This is a genomic window from Pseudomonas sp. S60 (genome assembly GCF_016647865.1).
In the GTDB taxonomy this organism is placed as follows: Bacteria; Pseudomonadota; Gammaproteobacteria; order Pseudomonadales; family Pseudomonadaceae; genus Aquipseudomonas; species Aquipseudomonas parafulva.
In genome coordinates, this window is sequence record NZ_JACVVH010000023.1 from 1 (window position 1) to 16148 (window position 16148).

At 64.6% G+C, this 16148-nt stretch carries 11 protein-coding genes; 5 read left to right on the plus strand and 6 right to left on the minus strand.

The genetic code is table 11. From position 1 onward, the window contains the following. Positions 1-126 precede the first annotated feature (126 nt). Both IAE33_RS13330 and ompR read right to left on the minus strand, forming a co-directional pair. Positions 127-1440 (minus strand): ATP-binding protein, encoded by a 1314-nt coding sequence (locus IAE33_RS13330; RefSeq protein WP_028635353.1) that lies wholly within the window; start codon positions 1438-1440, stop codon positions 127-129. A 13-nt stretch (positions 1441-1453) separates the two neighbouring features. Next, the gene (gene ompR / locus IAE33_RS13335) at positions 1454-2194 is read right to left on the minus strand and encodes an osmolarity response regulator transcription factor OmpR (RefSeq protein WP_028635354.1); all 741 of its coding nucleotides are present in this window, start codon (positions 2192-2194) and stop codon (positions 1454-1456) included. A gap of 215 nt (positions 2195-2409) precedes the next feature. Between ompR and IAE33_RS13340 the strand changes: the two genes are divergently transcribed. From IAE33_RS13340 to IAE33_RS13360, 5 genes are all read left to right on the plus strand, one after another. Then, positions 2410-4740 (plus strand): Tex family protein, encoded by a 2331-nt coding sequence (locus IAE33_RS13340; RefSeq protein ID WP_201163831.1) that lies wholly within the window; start codon positions 2410-2412, stop codon positions 4738-4740. After that, the gene (locus tag IAE33_RS13345) at positions 4740-5123 is read left to right on the plus strand and encodes a PaaI family thioesterase (RefSeq protein ID WP_060482956.1); all 384 of its coding nucleotides are present in this window, start codon (positions 4740-4742) and stop codon (positions 5121-5123) included. The genes IAE33_RS13340 and IAE33_RS13345 overlap by 1 nt, the downstream gene beginning before the upstream one ends. Before the next feature lie 154 nt (positions 5124-5277). Next, entirely contained in the window at positions 5278-6855 is a 1578-nt protein-coding gene (gene gshA / locus IAE33_RS13350) for a glutamate--cysteine ligase (protein ID WP_201163832.1), read from the plus strand. Beyond that, positions 6855-7490: a TetR/AcrR family transcriptional regulator gene (locus tag IAE33_RS13355; RefSeq protein ID WP_201163833.1), complete on the plus strand. Its 636-nt coding sequence runs from the start codon at positions 6855-6857 to the stop codon at positions 7488-7490. The genes gshA and IAE33_RS13355 overlap by 1 nt, the downstream gene beginning before the upstream one ends. 81 nt (positions 7491-7571) lie before the next feature. Beyond that, positions 7572-13055: a hypothetical protein gene (locus IAE33_RS13360; protein ID WP_201163834.1), complete on the plus strand. Its 5484-nt coding sequence runs from the start codon at positions 7572-7574 to the stop codon at positions 13053-13055. Positions 13056-13103: 48 nt separating this feature from the next. Here the strand turns inward: IAE33_RS13360 and IAE33_RS13365 are convergent, their stop codons facing one another. Genes IAE33_RS13365 through ssuD form a run of 4 tightly spaced genes read right to left on the minus strand, consistent with a single transcriptional unit; the run spans position 13104 to position 16115 of the window. Further along, positions 13104-13319 carry a TOBE domain-containing protein gene (locus tag IAE33_RS13365; RefSeq protein ID WP_003255829.1) on the minus strand — a complete coding sequence of 72 codons (216 nt, stop codon included), beginning with the start codon at positions 13317-13319 and terminating at the stop codon, positions 13104-13106. A 31-nt stretch (positions 13320-13350) separates the two neighbouring features. Continuing rightward, complete coding sequence (gene ssuB / locus IAE33_RS13370; RefSeq protein ID WP_201163835.1) at positions 13351-14163, minus strand: aliphatic sulfonates ABC transporter ATP-binding protein; 813 nt, start codon at positions 14161-14163, stop codon at positions 13351-13353. Beyond that, positions 14160-14957, minus strand: a complete 798-nt coding sequence (gene ssuC / locus IAE33_RS13375) for an aliphatic sulfonate ABC transporter permease SsuC (protein WP_201163836.1) — start codon at positions 14955-14957, stop codon at positions 14160-14162. Before ssuC ends, ssuB begins: the two co-directional genes overlap by 4 nt. A gap of 9 nt (positions 14958-14966) precedes the next feature. Next, positions 14967-16115 carry an FMNH2-dependent alkanesulfonate monooxygenase gene (gene ssuD / locus IAE33_RS13380; protein ID WP_028635361.1) on the minus strand — a complete coding sequence of 383 codons (1149 nt, stop codon included), beginning with the start codon at positions 16113-16115 and terminating at the stop codon, positions 14967-14969. Positions 16116-16148: the final 33 nt, after the last annotated feature.

Sequence of the window (16148 nt, forward strand, 5' to 3'; positions counted from 1 at the left end):
GTAAAGGTTGATGCAAGCCTGTACCGGCCTCTTCGCGGCTGAAGCCGCTCCTACAGGATTACCGCAGCCTTCAGGTTTGTGCAGTACCTGTGGGAGCGGCTTTAGCCGCGAAGAGGCCGGAAGGCCTCACACAGCATTACGCGGTAACAGCAACCCCAGCGGCAGCCTTACCCGCGCCTCGATCCCACCACCGGACCGATTGCGCAGCTCCACATTCCCACCATGCTGCGCCGCGATCCGCTTGACGATCGCCAGCCCCAGCCCGGTGCCTTTGCCACCGCGCGCCCGGTCACCCCGAATGAACGGGTTGAAGATGGTCTCAAGTTCCGATTCGTCGATCCCCGCCCCGCGGTCCAATACGCTCAGCACCACATAGGGTGCGCTCTCGTCACCCGACACATAGGCGGCCACCTCGACCCCCTTGCCGGCATGGTGCAGGGCGTTGCCGATCAGGTTGCCCAGCATGCGCTTGAGCGACACCCGGCGTACCGGGAACGGCGGAATGGGCTCCAGGCACAGACGCACCCGCTCCTGCGGCTGGTTGTACGGCGCCACCACCTCACGCACCAACGCGCCCAGGTCGATTTCTTCCAGGGGCTCATCGCGGCCGTCGCGGATGAACGCCAGGAACTGATCGAGAATGGCGTCCATGTCTTCGATGTCGCGGACCATGTCGTCACTCAGGTCGTTGTCGCTGTCGAGCAATGACAGCGACAAACGCAAGCGTGTCAGCGGCGTGCGCAGGTCGTGGGAAACCCCGGCCAGCATCAACTCACGCTCACGCCCGGCCTGCTCCACGTCCTCTGCCATCTGGTTGAACGCCTTGTACACCTCGGCCATTTCGCTGGGCGTGTCGCTGATGGGCAAACGCACACTGCGCCCCTGCCCCAGCTGGCGGGCGGCGAAGACCAGGCGCTTGAGCGGCTGGTTGAGCTGGCGCACGAAAATCCAGGCCGACGCCGTGGACAACAGGCCGATGGCCAGGAACCAGCCCAATACGTTCCAGATTTTCTGGCCGCGCAGCGGGTGTGGGTACAGCGGTACCTTCAACCAGCCAGGCCCCAGGCTGGGGGCGTTGACCCACAGCGCCGGTGGCGCATGAATGCGCAAACGCACCTCGGTGTCTTCGCCCAGCTCGGCCTGCATCTGCCGCTGGTAGATTTCGCTGTACGGCCAGTGCTGCTCGCCCTCGGGCACGCCCGAGCCGGTCACCCGGATAAGGCCTGCCGCTTCGGCGATCTGGTCGCGGTTTTCTTCATCCGCCGCCCAGTAGGCGCGCAGGGTCAATGCCACGCCATGGCTGTACTGCCGGTCGACCAGCACGTCCTCGTTCATCAACAGGTAGACCAAGGTGAGTGCCTTGGAGAACAGGACGACGATCAGGACCAGCCACAGCGTGCGGGCGAAGAAGCTTTGCGGAAACCACAGAGGGGTTTTCATTCAGTGGCTGACATCATTTGCCGGCATTGCCATCCGGTACGAATACATAGCCCACGCCCCAGACCGTCTGGATGTAACGGGGCTTGGACGGGTCGGGCTCGATCATGCGGCGCAGGCGCGAGATCTGCACGTCGATGGAACGTTCAAGCGCATCCCACTCGCGGCCACGGGCCAGGTTCATCAGCTTGTCGCGGGTCAGCGGCTCGCGGGCGTGCATCACCAGCGCCTTGAGCACGGCGAATTCGCCGGTAGTGAGCATGTGCACTTCGTTGCCGCGCTTGAGCTCGCGGGTGGCCAGCGACAGCTCGTAGTCACCGAAGGTGACCGACTCGTCTTCGCTGCCCGGCGCACCCGGCACGGTAGGCGCCTGGCGGCGCAGCACGGCCTTGACCCGCGCCATCAGCTCGTCCGGGTTGAACGGCTTGCCCAGGTAATCGTCTGCCCCCAGCTCCAGCCCCTTGATGCGGCTGAGTTCGTCACCCTTGGCGGTGAGCATGATGATGGGGATCTGGTTGTTCTGCTGGCGCAGGCGCCGGCAGGCGGACAAGCCATCCTCGCCAGGCAGCATGAGGTCGAGCACCACCAGGTTGAACACCTCGCGTTGCAGCAGGCGGTCCATCTGTTCGGTGTTCGGCACCGCACGGGCGCGGTAGCCCTTGCTGGTGAAGAAACGTTCCAGCAGGCTGCTGAGCCCCGGATCGTCATCGACGATAAGAATCTTTTCACCTTCAGCGGTGTTTGGCGTGCCGGTCATGAATAACTCCTCTGGTATCGCCGCGCATTATGGCGTAGCCGTTGTAGCGCGTGCCGTGAGCATTGTTAGCAGATTTTTCCCCGGGCGCCAGTTCCCGCTGGCGGCGGGCCATCACCGCAAGCCGTTTGCGATGGGTATAATGCGCCGCTTTCATCCAGCGCCGCCGGGCGAAAAGCCCACCGGCGACCCGTATTCAAGAATGTCAGGTGGTTTACATGGACAGCATCAACAGCCGTATCGCCGAGGAACTGGGCGTGCGCCCCCAGCAGGTCGAGGCGGCCGTGGGCCTGTTGGACGAAGGCTCTACCGTGCCCTTCATCGCCCGTTACCGTAAAGAGGTGACCGGCAGCCTGGACGACACCCAGCTGCGCCACCTGGAAGAGCGCCTGCGCTACCTGCGCGAACTCGACGAGCGCCGTGCCAGCATTCTTGGCAGCATCGAGGAGCAGGGCAAGCTGACCCCGGAGCTGGCCCGCGAGATCAAGCTGGCCGACACCAAGACCCGCCTTGAAGACCTGTACCTGCCGTACAAGCAGAAGCGCCGCACCAAGGGCCAGATCGCCCTGGAAGCCGGCCTGGGCGAGCTGGCCGACAGCCTGTTCAACGACCCGACGCTGGTGCCGGAAGACCAGGCCGCCCGTTTTGTCAGTGCCGACAAGGGTGTGGCCGACACCAAGGCTGCGCTGGAAGGCGCCAAGTACATCCTCATGGAGCGTTTTGCCGAAGACGCCGCGCTGCTCGACAAGCTGCGCAGCTTCCTCAAGCACGAGGCCGTACTCACGGCCCGCGTGGTGCCCGGCAAGGAAGAGGAAGGCGCCAAGTTCCGCGACTACTTCGCCCATGACGAACTGCTGCGCAACGCCCCCTCGCACCGTGCCCTGGCCATCTTCCGCGGCCGCAACGAAGGCGTGCTCAGCGCCTCGCTCAAGGTTGGCGAAGAACTGCCAGGCACCCTGCACCCGTGCGAGCTGATGATTGGCGAACACGTGGGCGTCGAGAACCGCAGCCGCCCGGCAGACAAGTGGCTGGGCGAGGTGGTGCGCTGGACCTGGAAGGTCAAGCTGTACACCCACCTGGAAACCGACCTGTTCGGCGAGCTGCGCGATAACGCCGAAGGCGAGGCCATCAATGTCTTCACCCACAACCTGCACGACCTGCTGCTGGCCGCACCGGCCGGCCCACGCGCCACCCTGGGTTTCGACCCGGGCCTGCGCACCGGCTGCAAGCTGGCCGTGGTGGATGCCACCGGCAAGCTGCTGGACTACGCCACCGTCTACCCGCACGCGCCGAAGAACGACTGGGACCGCACCCTGTCTGTCATGGCCGCCCTGTGCGCCAAGCACTCGGTGGAGCTGGTCGCCATCGGCAACGGCACCGCCAGCCGCGAGAGCGACAAGCTGGTGGCCGACCTGGTCAAGCAGTACCCGGCACTGAAGATCACCAAGGTGATGGTGTCCGAGGCCGGTGCTTCGGTGTACTCGGCGTCGGAACTGGCCGCGCGGGAATTCCCGGACCTGGACGTGTCGATCCGTGGCGCTGTCTCCATCGCCCGCCGCCTGCAGGACCCGTTGGCCGAACTGGTCAAAATCGACCCAAAATCCATCGGTGTCGGCCAGTACCAGCACGATGTGTCCCAACTCAAGCTGGCCCGTGGCCTGGACGCCGTGGTCGAGGACTGCGTGAACGCCGTGGGCGTGGATGTGAATACGGCTTCGGTGGCCCTGCTGACGCGCATTTCTGGCCTGAACGCCACGCTGGCGCAAAACATCGTTGCCCACCGTGATGCCAACGGCCCGTTCGCGACCCGCGCGGCGCTGAAAAAGGTCAGCCGCCTGGGTGAGAAAACTTTCGAACAGGCCGCAGGCTTCCTGCGCGTAATGAACGGTGACAACCCGCTGGACGCCTCTGCCGTGCACCCGGAGGCCTACCCGCTGGTGCAACGCATCGCCGCCGGCACCGACCGTGACATCCGCTCGCTGATCGGTGACAGCAGCTTCCTCAAGCGCCTGGACCCGAAGAAGTTCACCGACGAAACCTTCGGCCTGCCGACTGTCACCGACATTCTGCAAGAGCTCGACAAACCCGGCCGCGACCCACGCCCCGAGTTCAAGACCGCCACCTTCCAGGATGGTGTCGAAGACCTCAAGGACCTGGAGCCGGGCATGATCTTGGAAGGCGTTGTGACCAACGTCACCAACTTCGGCGCGTTCGTCGACATCGGCGTGCACCAGGACGGCCTGGTACATATTTCAGCACTGTCGGAAAAGTTCGTCAAAGACCCTCGCGAAGCGGTCAAGGCGGGCGACGTGGTCAAGGTCAAGGTCATGGAGGTGGATATCCCGCGCAAACGCGTCGGCCTGTCCATGCGCATGGGCGACACCCCGGGCGAAAAGGTTGAAGGTGGCCGAGGCAACGGCGGCAACCGTGGCAATGGCGGCAACCGCCAGCAGCAGGCCCCGCGCCAGCGCGAAACGGCAACCGCTGCCCCGGCCAACAACGCCATGGCGGCGCTGTTCGCCAACGCCAAGCAGTTGAAGAAGAAGTGATGGACGTGCCGCGCGAGTACGTCGAAAGCGCCTTCAGCCAGCTGCTGGGCTGCCGCCTGCAACACCTGGAAGCGGGTGTTGCCGAAGTAGCCCTGGCCCTGGAGCCACACTTGCGCAACCGTGGCCAGAAGCTGCACGGCGGGGCGATTTTCAGCCTGGTGGACATCGCCATGGGCCTGGCCTGCTCGGCCAGCCATGGCTTTGACCAGCAGAGCGTCACCCTGGAGTGCAAGATCAACTACCTGCGCGCCGTCAGCGAGGGCGAGGTGCTCTGCATCGCCCGTGTGCTGCACGCCGGGCGGCGCACTCTGGTGGTCGACGCCGACGTAGTCCAGGGCGACAAGCGGGTGGCGAAGGCGCAAGGAACCTTCGTCGTCATCTAGCTCACAAAGCAGTATCTGCGGTATTTTCCAGCAGTGCGCTGGCACTGCTGGGGCCGTGTAAACCAGGCGACAACGCCAGTTCCTTTCTTCCTACCCTTGTAGACCGTTATCTCTACCCCCATATTGGGGCGACTGACGCGTGAAGGAATACATCTTGAGCGAACTCCTCAACCGCCGCCTGAGCCTGCTCGGCGCAAATCTTCCCCTGCTCAAGCAGTGCCTGCACGGTATTGAGCGCGAATGCCTGCGCGTGACCGACCAAGGTCGCCTGGCCCAGACCCCGCACCCGGAGGCGCTGGGCTCGGCCCTCACCAACGAGCGGATCACCACCGATTATTCCGAGTCGTTGCTGGAGTTCATCACCCCCGCACTGCCCGACCCCGCCGAAGTCCTGGAAAACCTCGAGCAAACCCACCGCTTCGTCTACAGCAAACTGGGCGAAGAGTACTTGTGGAGCCCGTCGATGCCGTGCTCGCTGCCGGCCGAGGAAGACATCCCGATCGCCGAATACGGCACCTCCAACATCGGCAGGCTCAAGCACGTGTACCGCAAGGGCCTGGCCCTGCGCTACGGGCGCACCATGCAGTGCATTGCCGGTATCCACTACAACTTCTCGCTGCCCGAGGCGCTGTGGCCGCTGTTGCGCGATGCCGAAGGCAGCAGTGAAAGCGAGCGCGACTATCAGTCGTCGGCCTACATCGCGCTGATCCGCAATTTCCGCCGTTACAGCTGGCTGCTGATGTACCTGTTCGGCGCCTCCCCGGCCCTGGACAAAGGCTTCTTGCGCGGCCGCCCGCACCAGCTCGAAGAACTGGATGCCGATACCCTGTACTTGCCCTACGCCACCAGCCTGCGCATGAGCGACCTGGGTTACCAGAGCAATGCCCAGGCGGGCCTCACGCCTTGCTACAACAACCTGGCCAGCTATACCGACAGCCTGCGCAAGGCAGTGGGCACCCCCTACCCACCGTATGTGGAAGTCGGTACCCACGTGGACGGCGAGTGGGTGCAGTTGAACACCAACATTCTGCAGATCGAGAACGAGTACTACTCGAACATTCGCCCAAAACGCGTCACCTATACCGGCGAGCGCCCGATCCAGGCGCTGGCTTCGCGTGGCGTGCAGTACGTGGAAGTACGCTGCCTGGACATCAACCCGTTCCTGCCGGTGGGCATCGACATCAGCGAAGCACGCTTCCTCGACGCCTTCCTGCTGTTCTGCGCGCTGGATGACAGCCCGCAGCTGGGCAACAGCGAATGCACCCAGTGCACCAGCAACTTCCTGAAAGTGGTCAAGGAAGGCCGTCGCCCAGGGCTGGAACTGCAGCACAATGGCCAGCCGGTCAGCCTGGCTACCTGGGCCAGCGAACTGATCGGGCAGATTCGCCCACTGGCCGACCTGCTGGACCAGGCGCACGGTGGCGACGACCATGCCAAGGCCCTTGACGCCCAGCAAGCCAAGGTCGAAGACCCGGCCCTCACGCCGTCTGCCCAAGTGCTTGCCCGCATGACCGAGCATGACGAAAGCTTCGTGGCGTTTTCCTTGCGGCAAAGCCGCATCCACGCCGAAACCCTGCGCGAGCAGCCGCTACCGGTCGAGCGCCAGCAGGCGTTCGAAACCCTGGCCCGCGACTCGCTGGCAGAGCAGTCCCGCCTTGAGCAGCAAGAGGTGGGTGACTTCGACCTGTTCGTGGGCGCTTACCAGGCGAGCATCCTGGCGATCAGCAACTGATGAGCCGCAGCAGCACCCCACGCAGGCCCCGCGCCAGCAGCCAGGCCCGGATCGACGCGATCCTGGCTGCGGCGCGCGAGCTACTGGCAGGCGAAGGGGTTGCTGCACTCTCGATCTACAGCGTGGCGGAACGTGCGAACATTCCGCCTTCGTCGGTGTATCACTTCTTCGCCAGCGTGCCGGCATTGCTCGAAGCGCTTACCGCCGATGTGCACCGGGCATTTCGCGAAGCCCTGAGTGCGCCTATCGACAGCAGCGCATTCACCACCTGGCACCAGCTGTCGCGGCTGATCGAACAGCGCATGCTGGGCATCTACCACCAGGATGCCGCGGCCCGTCAGTTGATTCTGGCCCAGCATGGGCTCAGTGAAGTCGTGCAGGCCGACCGCCAGCACGACATGGAGCTGGGCGAACTGATGCACCGCCTGTTCGACCGGCACTTCCAGTTGCCGAGCCTGCCAGACGATGTAGAGGTGTTCGCCCTGGCCATGGAGCTGAGCGACCGGGTGTATGCCCGGTCGATGCAGTTGTACGACCAGATCACCCCACGCATGGCCGAAGAAGGCATGCGTGTGTTCGAAGCCTACATGTCCCTCTACCTGCCGCCGTTCCTGCCACCGCGCAAGGCGAGCTGAGCACATACATCTACCACCGGCTGAACCGTCGCGATGCTTTCAATGGGTGCACCACATGCCACCCCATAGGGACCATCGCCCATGCCCACCACTTCCGCCCAGCCGGGCAACATCAAGACGTTCCCCGCCTCGGCCCTGGCCGCCGTACCCGAACACCTGGCCGGCAAAGGCAACGTGCTCACCGCTGCACAGCCGGCCCTGGCCGCCTGCGCTGGGCAGCTGCGAGACCTGTTCGGTCAGGCGCCCAGCCTGCGCCAGACCTTGCTCGACACACTGCAGGCTCAATTGGGGATAGACCCAACCCACTGCGGGCTGTGTGATAGCGCCAACCAGACCACCTTGCTTTCATTCGCAGCCCGCCTGCTGGCGAACCCGCTGTTCGCCAGCCCGTTTGCCAGCTGGACAACGTGGGGCTTTGCAGAAGGCAGTGATCACGCCCAGATGACTGCCGCTGACTGGGTACGTTACCTGGGGCCGCTGGCAAGCACCGCCAGGCTGCGGGCCACCCGCGGTTACTGGGCTGCCCGCATGCCGGGTACTGCCGTTTCACGGCAAAGCCATGCAAGCGCCCTGCTGCGCGAGCATTTCGAGCACAGCCTGGACATTGCCTATGGGCTGGGAAACCTGGCAACCGCTGCCTGGCTGACGGCAAGGCAAGCCACCCCACGCTTCGCTCAACTGCAATGGCAACCCGCTGGCGCGCCAACGCTGAGCAGTGTTGCGGCGATGGTTGTAGAGCCTGAAGCAGAAGCAACCGGCTGGCTGTTGTACATTCCAGGGCTCACAACCTGCACTGTGCTGTTCAGTGACCTGCAGCGCCTGCGTACCTGGGTGTTCGAGAACTGCCACACCTTCTGGCCGGACCCGCGATGGCCCATCAACCAGGGCAGCAGCGACGATGTAATCGTCACGCCGCTGCACGGCGACGGTTTCAGCGCACTGATGGCAGAAACCCTGGCGCAGCACCAGGGCCTTATCGACCATCACCTGCTGCAAGCGTGCCTAACCAGTGCCACGGACCCACTGGACTGGACAGCCCTGCAAGCCTGGGAGAACCAGCGAAACGCCGTCGTGCCGGAGGCTCTGCCACAGGACCTGGCGGCACGGATCGCCCAGGTGTGCGCCGACGACGCCGCCATGGCCACGCAAGAGGTGCATTTCGCCTGCCTTGAGGAACACCTGCCCATCGGTTGGCGCCAGCAGCGTGTCGAACAGCAGGAGGCGCTGCTGGAGCATTACCTGGCAGGCGACACCGCGCCGACCTCGGCCAAAGTCACACAGCTGCGCGAACAGCAGGCGGCGCAGGACCTGGTGAAAACCACGCTGGACACCTACCTGCTCGCCCTGCCTGAGCCCGTGAGCAGCGCCGTGCTGCACCAGCAGGCCGGCGACAAAACCAGGCGCACGCAGATTGCAGAGGGGCTATGCCAGGCGTTGCTGGCCGAAGCACGGCTGCAACACACGCTGGGCGAGTTGGCGGCTGCACACCTTGGCTGGGTGGAACACCTTGTCAACAGGCCGGAGCCAAGCCTGCAAAGGCCGGTGCAGGTTCGCGCGCTGGCAGTCATCAGCGCCGGCCAGCGCTGGGTACTGAGCGGTTACATCACAGTGCGTGAACTGCCCGCTGAGCCCCCCCAGGAGCAGGACCCAACGCTGCTGCTGTACCGTCCAGGCCAACGGGGCGGGCTGCTGGCGTTCGCTGACGAACCGGCACTTGAACGCAGCCTGCTGGCTACCCTGGACGGTGCATGGCCCGATGCACTGCTGGAGGCCGCCCAAACCAGCGATGGGGTGCCACTGCACGCCAGGCTGAGCAACGCGCCCACCTTCATATTCGAGCATCCGCCCGTCGATGGGCACTTCATGTTGCAATGCGTTGACGCCATCGCTGCCTCCCTGCCAGCCGACACTTCACGCGAACAGGCGCGTCAGCGGCTGTGCATCAGTGAACATCGCGCCCGGTTGGCCGCCTTTGCACGGTTCGCCGAGAAAAACCGCAGCAGCCATTTTCAGCACAACCTGCCCCGATTGAGCCATCTCGATGCCCAGCAGATCGCCGCAGTGGCTGCCCAGATCGAAACACTGCAAGCGTCACTGCGCACCTCTACCGGCCTGCTCACGTCGAGCCTGCCTCCACGCGATCAATTTACCCGCCAACTGCTGAGGGACCATTTGCGCACTGAGTTCGGTGTGCAGGATGCCGGGCAGATCACCCTCGACATCGCTGACAGTGTCACCATGAACAAAGAGGTCACCGGCCAATCGGCCGCCGGTGGTGCGGGGGCGCGGGACGTACCCATGTTCAGCACGGCGCGCAGTGATGTGCCCCTCGAAGCCTTCATCATGGTGGCGCTGGATGAACAGCGCCGCCTGCGCCTGGGCAATGCCACGGTAAAGTTCGAGCCTGCGAACCCTTATCTGGCAGAACGGCTTACGCCAGCGCGCATTGCAATGCTGATTGCCGAACTGGATGCGGCCGGCCGCTTCGAAACACACATCGCCCAAGCCTACCTGGGCTTCGAACATGAAACGCCCTGGCAGGTGGCCTGGCGCCAGGAAACCCTGCGTGCGCCATACGAGCATCGTCTGAAGCTCCTGCTGCTAAGTCGCCCCACCGGCCTGGATGCCAGCGGCCAGCACATGCTCGAAACGCTCTACAGCGAACAAGTATCTACAGGCACAGCCCGAACTCTTGCCTACTACTCGCTGGAGTTGAAGCCGGGTGTGGCGGCCGACGGTTCGAGCAGCAGTGTCGCGCTGGCCGGCATTGCACTGGTGCAAGGTACGGCGGGCCCTGTGCTGCTCTACATGCCGGAGGCTCCCAACGGCAAGGCCATCAGCCAGTACCCGGACAGCAGTGCGGCATGCGAAGCGCTGCAGACCATGGCCTTGGACAGCGCCATGGCCCGCTACCTCGCCGAGCAGACCTTGACCGGCAACCCGGATGAGCATGAGCAGTACATCAATGCCGCGCTGCAGGCAGGCTTCAACGGTTTCATCGGCGTGGGCATCGCGCTTGCGCCGAGCCTGCCAACCTACGAGTCCCGCCAGGGCATGGGGGCGCTTATCCGCCAACATCGCGCCACCTCTCGCAGCCAGGCCGACCTGGCCCTCGCTGCGCCGCAGGTTTTTGACCGTTACTTTTTCATGGGGCTGCGGCTGGTACTCGGTATATTGCCCGGCGCGGGTACCGGCCTTGCGCTCTACGACGGCTGGCAGGCGGCTACTGCTGCGGTCACCGCTTTCGAACAAGGCAACCTGGAAGACGGCCTGACGCACCTCGTCAGCCTGCTGCAGTCGATCAGCGACGCAGTGCTGACCATGGCTCCGCTGGTTGTAGCCACTGGCAAGCCTGCCATAACGGCGCGGCTATTGACCCAGCAACGTCAGCGCCTGCAACCCCTGCGCCCGTTGAGCGGAACTCCCCACCCGCCCCTCGGTGCCTTCAGCGGCTACGAAACCGAACTACCCAGCGGCCCGATGGTGCGCTGCAGCCTTCCCCAGGGCGCCGGGGTATTCGAGCACACGGCTACCCAGCAAACCTACATCACCCGCAACACGGCCTGGTACGCGGTCGAATGGGATGCCGCTCACCTGACCTGGCGGCTTAAACCCCAGGGCATACGCAGCTATCGTCAGCCTGTGCGGCTCAGCGAGCGAGGGGTCTGGGAAACGCCTGGCCGCCTCAGTGGCCTATTGGTGGACAGCGGCCTGCGCGGGGGCGGCGGTGCACTTACCTCGCTGTACAACCGTGGCGTCGCCTACTGGCGCATGGCGATGCGCGCCCAGCCCAGGCGCCTTACCGGCCTGGAACTGGCCCACGACATCAATGACGAATTAATCCGCAGCCGGCCCCGCCTGGCACAGAAGCAGGCGGCCTATCGCGCGGCGGTGGAGGCTGTGGCCGAAGGCAGGCAGCCCACCGAGGGGCAACGGGCTGCCTACGTCAATGCACGTACGCAACTGGCCGAAGAGCTCCAGGGCAACATGGCGTTCAACGAGCAAGCAGTGGCGCGCCTGCGGGAGCAACGTGCCACGCTGGCTCGGGCAGACTACGTACGCTTCAAGGCCCTTTGCGAAGAAAACATTCTTGAGATGGCGGTGCTGGACATGCACCTGGTTTCGGACCGCTTCACCCTCGCCACCCAGCAGGTCAAGCTGGCGTTCAGCGCCATTCAGGCACTGCCTGGGTCTACCACACACACCTCGGTCGCCAAGCGCCTGACCCAGAATTCACTGGCGGCAAGCAAGGAGATGGTGCTGACGCTGATGGAGGCGGAGCGCCTGGCCGCCAGCCATCAGGTACGGCACACCACCTTACAAGGCAATGCCCTGAGCACCTACATGGCCCGCGTGCAGCAGACCGGCCTGGTGCTGGACCTGACCAACACCCGCGTGGTCAGGGCGTCGATCCTGTCGATGATCCTGTTCAAGGCAAGCGCGGTGGAGCACCCGCGCATGGGCGCCTTCATGACCCACTTCCATGAACAGGGGGTGGCCCTGCGCAGCACCCTGTACAGCCAGGTACAGCTGCCGCAAGCGCGCCTCAGCCGCGCCCAGGAGCGCACTTTTCTCAGCCACGCCAGAAGCCGCTACGGGCGCTACCTGAACCACCTGACTGCCTGGGAAGACAACTTCACGGACTTGCTGGCGCCTGCAGAAACCTCGTCGTTTCGCCACCTCATGCGGGAAATGATCGACGAGATCGACGCCAACCTCGCCAAGGCCAGCTTGCCCCGCCCTTCTACCGGCCAACCCCCGCGAGGCGCGAGCCGCCCGCGCTTGTTCGAAACGGTGGAAGGCCCGTTGATCGGTAACGCGTTCGTCGAGCGCGGCCAGACGCGCATGCGCATCAACCAGCCCAATTCCGAACAGGCGCACACTGTTTACGTCAAAAGTGAGACAGGCCAATGGCAACAGGTCGCAGAAGAGCCCTGGATGCCCACGCAACCCCTTCCCTCGTTGCTTGAAACCGCCAGCGCCCGCCTGAATGCCATCGATCAGCAACGGGCCAGGCTGCACCAGTACCAGAAACCGCAAACCCTCCCGATAGACCTGGAAGACATCGCCGAAGGCCACGCCCAGCAGTTGCGGTTTCTGGGCGAGAGCATCCGGCGCAAGGCGGGTACTGCGTTCACCGCCAGCCACCTGGCGCTAACCCAGCAGCTGGACACCGCTGCAGCAGAGATGCATGCACTGGGCCGGCAACTGCGCATAGCCCAGAGCAAGGCAAGCAGCAAGCCGACAGTGGCTTACCTGGAATACCTGGTGGAGCAGCAGGAGGTGGAGCTTGGCTGGTCGCGCACGCTGAACCCGAAACGGGACCGCAAAGGCAAGCCGGTGGAATACCTGGAGGAATACCGCATAGTGGACCGCACCAGCGGGCAGCCGCTGTGGTATGCGCACTTCCACTTCCGGCACAAACCGGCAAGCGGCTTCACCCGCCTGGAAGCAGGCCACCTGAAACTGGCCAGCGAACGTGACCTGGGGGAAGGGGCTTGGCGCGCGGCCATGACTGAGGCCCAGGCCAACAAGCTGTTCGGCAGCCTGCGCCCGGCTGGCTGACAAATGCCGCATCACCCGGGCTGCCTGACAGCCCGGGTGCCGTTTGGCTTACAGCTTGGCGATGGACACTTCGGTGGATTTCACGAAGGCGATCACTTCGCTGCCAACCTGCAGTTCCAGCTCACGCACCGAGCGGGTAGTAATCACCGAGGTGACGATGCCCGAGGCAGTCTGCACGTCGATTTCCGACAGTACCGGGCCTTCCAGGATTTCTTTCACAGTACCTTTGAACTGGTTACGAACGTTGATGGCTTTGATGGTCATGGGGTAATTCCTTCTATGGGCTTCAGTGGGTTCAGAGCGCCCAGCGCAGTTGCGTGGGCAAAGGGGCTACAGGGTCAGGTTCGGGGGCTGTGCCCGGCACCGACAGAACACGTTGCAAGACCTCGCTTTCCAGCGCGGCCAGGCGATGGGAGCCACGCGCACGGGGCCGTGGCAGGTCGACGGTAAGGTCCAGGCCCACCTCGCCTTCTTCGATCAGAATCACCCGGTCGGCCACGGCGACTGCCTCGCTCACGTCATGCGTCACCAGCAGCACCGTGAAGCCATGCTGGCGCCACAGGCGCTCGATCAGTTGCTGCATCTCGATACGGGTCAGGGCATCCAGCGCGCCGAGCGGCTCATCGAGCAACAGCAGGCGCGGCTGGTGGATAAGCGCACGGGCCAGGGCTACGCGTTGCTTCTGCCCTCCGGACAGCGCCGCAGGCCACTCGTGGGCGCGGTCGGCCAGGCCCACCGCCTCCAGTGCCTGCAGGGCGCGGGGCTGCCAGTCGCCCTTCAGGCCCAGGCCAACGTTGTCGATGACCTTTTTCCACGGCAGCAGGCGGGCGTCCTGGAACATCAAGCGGGTTTCCTCACGGGCCTCTTCCAGCGGTGCGGCACCGGCCAGCAGCTGCCCGGCAGTGGGCTGGTCGAGCCCAGCCAGCAAACGCAGCAGCGTGCTTTTGCCGCAGCCGCTGCGCCCGACGATGGCGACAAACTGGCCGGCCGGGATGTGCAGGTCGATGCCCTTCAACACCTCGCGCGGGCCAAACGCCTTGCGCAGGCCGCTGGAAGCCAGCGGGATACCCCGCAGCAGGCGTTGTGGCGAGTCGTTCAGAATGGTCATGCGGCCTCCTTCCTTGCCACCTGGTAAGCCGGGTGCCAGCGCAGCCACACACGCTCCAGGCCACGGGCGGCCAAGTCGGCGAGCTTGCCGAGCACGGCGTAGAGGACGATGGCCAGCACCACCACATCGGTTTGCAGAAACTCACGGGCGTTCATGGCCAGGTAGCCGATGCCGGCATTGGCCGAAATGGTTTCGGCAACGATCAGGGTCAGCCACATGAAGCCCAGGGCAAAGCGCACGCCCACCAGAATCGAAGGCAGTGCGCCCGGCAGAATCACCTGGCGGAACAGGCTGAAACCAGACAAACCATAGCTGCGGGCCATTTCGACCAGCGCCGGGTCGACGTTGCGGATGCCGTGGTAGGTGTTCAGGTAGATAGGGAACAGCGTGCCCAGCGCCACCAGGAAAATCTTGGCCGATTCATCGATACCGAACCACAGGATGACCAGTGGTATCAGCGCCAGGTGCGGCACGTTGCGGATCATCTGCACCGAGCTGTCGAGCAGGCGTTCGCCCCAGTTTGACAGGCCGGTGATGAAGCCCAGCACCAGCCCGATGCTGCCACCGATGACGAAGCCCAGCCCGGCGCGCCAGCCGCTGATTGCCAGGTGGGTCCAGATTTCCCCGCTGCGCACCAGCTCTACGCCGGCACTGAGCACGGCACTGGGCGCAGGCAATATGCGGGTAGACAGCCAGCCTGCACTGACGGCCAGCTGCCAGGCGGCCAGCAGCAGCACCGGCAGCGCCCATGGTGCCAGGCGCTGGGTCAGGGTGTTGGAAGTTGCACGGCTCATGACGGCCCCTCAGCTCTGCGCGACGGATTTAGGCAGGATGTCGTTAGCCACCATCTCGCCGAAGGGGCTGACGTAACCGCCTGCCGTGGCCTGTTCGGGGCGTTGCACGTCCAGGTGCGGGAACAGCAGTTCGGCCACTCGATAAGACTCTTCCAGGTGCGGGTAGCCAGAGAAGATGAAGGTGTCGATGCCCAAGGCTGCATACTCCTTGACCCGCGCCGCTACGGTCGGGCCGTCGCCCACCAGCGCTGTGCCGGCCCCGCCGCGTACCAGGCCAACGCCCGCCCACAGGTTGGGGCTGACCTCCAGCTTGTCGCGGCTGCCGTTGTGCAGTGCGGCCATGCGCTGCTGCCCCACGGAGTCGAAGCGCGCCAGCGAGGCCTGGGCGCGGGCGATGGTGTCGTCATCCAGGTGGGAAATAAGCTTTTCGGCTGCGGCCCAGGCTTCTGCGTTGGTTTCCCGCACGATCACGTGCAGGCGGATGCCAAAGCGCACCTCGCGGCCCTGCTCGGCCGCCTTGGCGCGCACCTGGGCGATTTTTTCGGCAACGGCGCTGGGTGGCTCACCCCAGGTCAGGTACAGCTCCACCTGCTCCGCCGCCAGGTCCTGGGCTGCCTCGGACGAGCCGCCGAAATACAGCGGTGGGCGCGGCTGCTGGATGGGCGGGTAGAGCAGCTTGGCGCCCTTTACCTGGATGTGCTTGCCGTCGTAGTCCACCACCTCGCCTTCCAGCACCTTGCGCCAGATGCGGGTGAACTCCACGGACGCCTCGTAGCGCTCCTGATGGTTGAGATGCAGGCCATCACCGGCCAGTTCGTCCGGGTCGCCGCCGGTTACCAGGTTGAAAAGGGCACGGCCATTGGACAGCCGGTCGAGGGTGGCAGCCTGGCGGGCTGCCACGGTGGGCGAGATGATGCCCGGGCGCAGGGCCACCAGAAACTTCAGCCGCTGGGTGACCGGGATCAACGATGCCGCCACCAACCAGGAGTCCTCGCAGGACCGCCCGGTAGGGATCAGTACACCGCCGAAACCAAGGCGGTCTGCCGCCTGGGCAATCTGTTGCAGGTAACCGTGATCGACCGCACGGGCGCCATCGGAAGTACCCAGGTACTTGCCGTCACCGTGGGTGGGCAAAAACCAGAAAATATTGAGGCTCATTGGAGTTGTCTCCTGAAGGGTGACTCAGCCGAG

What these genes read in the sequence shown, in the direction of transcription:
- IAE33_RS13340 (WP_201163831.1), top strand. Translation starts at nt 2,410, where the DNA reads ATGGACAGCATCAACAGCCGTATCGCCGAGGAACTGGGCGTGCGCCCC.
- ssuD (WP_028635361.1), bottom strand. Translation starts at nt 16,115, where the DNA reads ATGAGCCTCAATATTTTCTGGTTTTTGCCCACCCACGGTGACGGCAAG.
- IAE33_RS13330 (WP_028635353.1), bottom strand. Translation starts at nt 1,440, where the DNA reads ATGAAAACCCCTCTGTGGTTTCCGCAAAGCTTCTTCGCCCGCACGCTG.
- IAE33_RS13360 (WP_201163834.1), top strand. Translation starts at nt 7,572, where the DNA reads ATGCCCACCACTTCCGCCCAGCCGGGCAACATCAAGACGTTCCCCGCC.
- IAE33_RS13365 (WP_003255829.1), bottom strand. Translation starts at nt 13,319, where the DNA reads ATGACCATCAAAGCCATCAACGTTCGTAACCAGTTCAAAGGTACTGTG.
- ompR (WP_028635354.1), bottom strand. Translation starts at nt 2,194, where the DNA reads ATGACCGGCACGCCAAACACCGCTGAAGGTGAAAAGATTCTTATCGTC.
- ssuB (WP_201163835.1), bottom strand. Translation starts at nt 14,163, where the DNA reads ATGACCATTCTGAACGACTCGCCACAACGCCTGCTGCGGGGTATCCCG.
- ssuC (WP_201163836.1), bottom strand. Translation starts at nt 14,957, where the DNA reads ATGAGCCGTGCAACTTCCAACACCCTGACCCAGCGCCTGGCACCATGG.
- IAE33_RS13345 (WP_060482956.1), top strand. Translation starts at nt 4,740, where the DNA reads ATGGACGTGCCGCGCGAGTACGTCGAAAGCGCCTTCAGCCAGCTGCTG.
- IAE33_RS13355 (WP_201163833.1), top strand. Translation starts at nt 6,855, where the DNA reads ATGAGCCGCAGCAGCACCCCACGCAGGCCCCGCGCCAGCAGCCAGGCC.